The sequence below is a fragment of the Rhodococcus sp. P3_B8 genome (assembly GCF_056402775.1).
Genome location: NZ_JBFUGT010000562.1, coordinates 1 through 2,228, shown reverse-complemented (window position 1 = coordinate 2,228; position 2,228 = coordinate 1). Strand labels below are relative to the sequence as shown.

The 2,228-nt window shown below is 64.3% G+C and carries 3 protein-coding genes; 1 reads left to right on the top strand and 2 read right to left on the bottom strand.

What is annotated here, in order from left to right; all coding sequences use genetic code 11:
• On the top strand, positions 1–469 hold a 469-nt coding region (locus AC1D1G_RS44550; protein WP_477956867.1), incomplete at its 5' end, for an MFS transporter.
• Between the two features lie 65 nt (positions 470–534).
• Here the strand turns inward: AC1D1G_RS44550 and AC1D1G_RS44545 are convergent.
• On the bottom strand, positions 535–1,443 hold the full coding sequence (locus AC1D1G_RS44545) for a hypothetical protein (RefSeq protein ID WP_477956866.1): 909 nt from the start codon (positions 1,441–1,443) through the stop codon (positions 535–537).
• Between the two features lie 428 nt (positions 1,444–1,871).
• Positions 1,872–2,150, bottom strand: coding sequence for a hypothetical protein (locus tag AC1D1G_RS44540; protein ID WP_164062492.1), 279 nt, complete (start codon positions 2,148–2,150; stop codon positions 1,872–1,874).
• Positions 2,151–2,228: the final 78 nt, after the last annotated feature.

The following is a 2,228-nucleotide window of genomic DNA, read 5'->3' as shown; positions in this document are numbered from 1 at the left end:
GTTCAGCGCACTGAGCGCGGGCAGCCTGCTCTCCGCACTGACGGTGGCGACCTTGGCGCCGACGGGGACGCGGGTGGTGGCAGTCTCCGCGCTCTGTTACGGAATCGTGGTCGCTGCTACATCTTTCACCTCAGGTATGGCCGTCCTGGCAATGCTCTTGGTCTTGCTCGGTGCTGCGGATCAGGTCTTCTCCTCAACAGCTAACGCGACATTGCAAATTCAGTCGGATCCGCGCTACCGGGTGAGGGTGATGTCGCTGTTTTCCGCCTTCTTCATCGGAATGCAAGGGGTCAGTGGCGTCCTTGTAGGAGCCCTCGCCGACCGCTTCGGACCGACCGCGGCCATGACGGTCGGCGGCGTCGGGGCGATCGTGGTGGCCGCGATCGTGTTGGCGGTCAACCGACGGCGCAGACCGCTGCAGGACCGCGGAAACAATGGGGCTCTAAGGACCAAACCAGCATCGCCGTAGTCGATCCGGTTTGCCACTAGGGTGGACTCCGAGTCGAGCTCCTCGCCGCCGTGAGCCACCTGGCGTTACACGTCATCGCTCCGTCCTCGTCTTTCACTGCCGTCTGGGGACGTTTCGACATCGAAGACATCACGTCCCAGCCGGTGCAACGCAAGGCCGAGGGCCAAGCGGGTCCGCCCCTGAGCAGTTCGGAATGAGTAGCCGAGTTCTTTCTCCAGACGATCGCAGTGAGCCTRCACGGTCGAATGATGCAGTCCCAGCTCGTGCGCGGCCGCCCGCACCGTCGTGTTCAGCTCCATCGCCTCGAGCACCCTGCGAGCGATGGTCGAGGACGCGGTCGCTGTGCCGATCGCGATCGCATCGGGGTGTGGCACAGGGCTCGCGTCGTGAGCTCGCACCAGTAGCGAGAGGGCACCGAGGTCCCGATAAGTCACCGCCTCACCCGCACGCGAAAGCCGGAGTGCGACAAGTGCCTGGTCAAAGGAGTCGGCGAGTCTCTCGACGGTGACGGTCTCACCGATTCCGCAGGTTCCGGTGACTGGCTGCGGACAGTCCGCTCCCGCGACGATCGCGCGGACACCTCCGAACCGGGTGCCGACCACCGCATCGATGTGGGTCACCCCGGTCGGCGGCGGATCGGTAGAGATGACTGGCATTACGATCAGATAGATTTTCGAGCCGGCCTCCAGGCCGAGGCGGCGGGCGATCGCCAACTTGGTTCCCAGAGCCGCTTCGCGGTCGAGGAGCGCTTCGAGTGCTCCGGCGTGGTCTGGGACTGTGCCCATGGTGCGGTCGATCGTGATCTGAATCGACGAGGCCAGCCGATCGAGAACGGTCTCGTCGTTGATATTGGTCTCGGTGTTCCGCTCCACCCACACCACGCCCCCGTCTAGGTCGCCCAATGGGCGCCGTGTCCACAACGCCAGCTCTTCGGCACTGGGCATCTGCGTGATCGGGGTGCCGCGTGAATCCACGCGTCGCACCAACCGATGTGCGGGATACACCGCTCCCACAGCGCAACCGGTGAGATTCGCTGCCGCGCGCATGAGCGCCGAAATGCCGACTCGTCTCCGAATCAGCCCATCGAATTGCGTGATGATGCGTAACGTCTCGTTGAGGTCAGAGTCGATACCATCAACCCGGCCGAGCAACTCACGCATCCGGCCGACTTCCGCGCGTGGCTCCGCGGTGTCGGCCTTATCGCCGCTCACGCGATCCCGCCGTCGACCGTCCCGGTCGGTTCCGCCCACCGGCGGGACGACGTGCGGAACAGGGGCTCGGCGGCGTATGGGTTTCGGTTGTCGATAGTGAACATCCGCGCTACCTCCAGCGATAGTGATCTATGCCACTCTATTCGCCACTCGGCGGGGTGTCGCCCGCCACTGGTGCGCAAATTGCCCGCTCATTCCCGCCGTCCGGCGGTTTCGTATTGGCGGTCGTCGAGGCGGGCGAGACGTATGGCCAAGGCGACGATGCGCGACCGATCCGGGTAGCGGACGAAGCTGGAACCCAGAGCACGAAGGAGGCGGAAGCCGAAGGTGACACGGTCGATGCCGAAACGTACCCAGATCTCTTCCGTGGGGATGTCGCCGAAGGCCACCCACTTCGCAGCGAGTTCGATCATCTCGGTGATGTGGTCCGGACGGGACTCGATCCTTCTCTTGCCACGATTGTTGCTCAAGTTCCGCCACCTCCTTGGTTGTTGGGCCCGAGGACGACCAGTGATAACAAGTGCGCCGTCGTGGCGGCCTGACCAGGC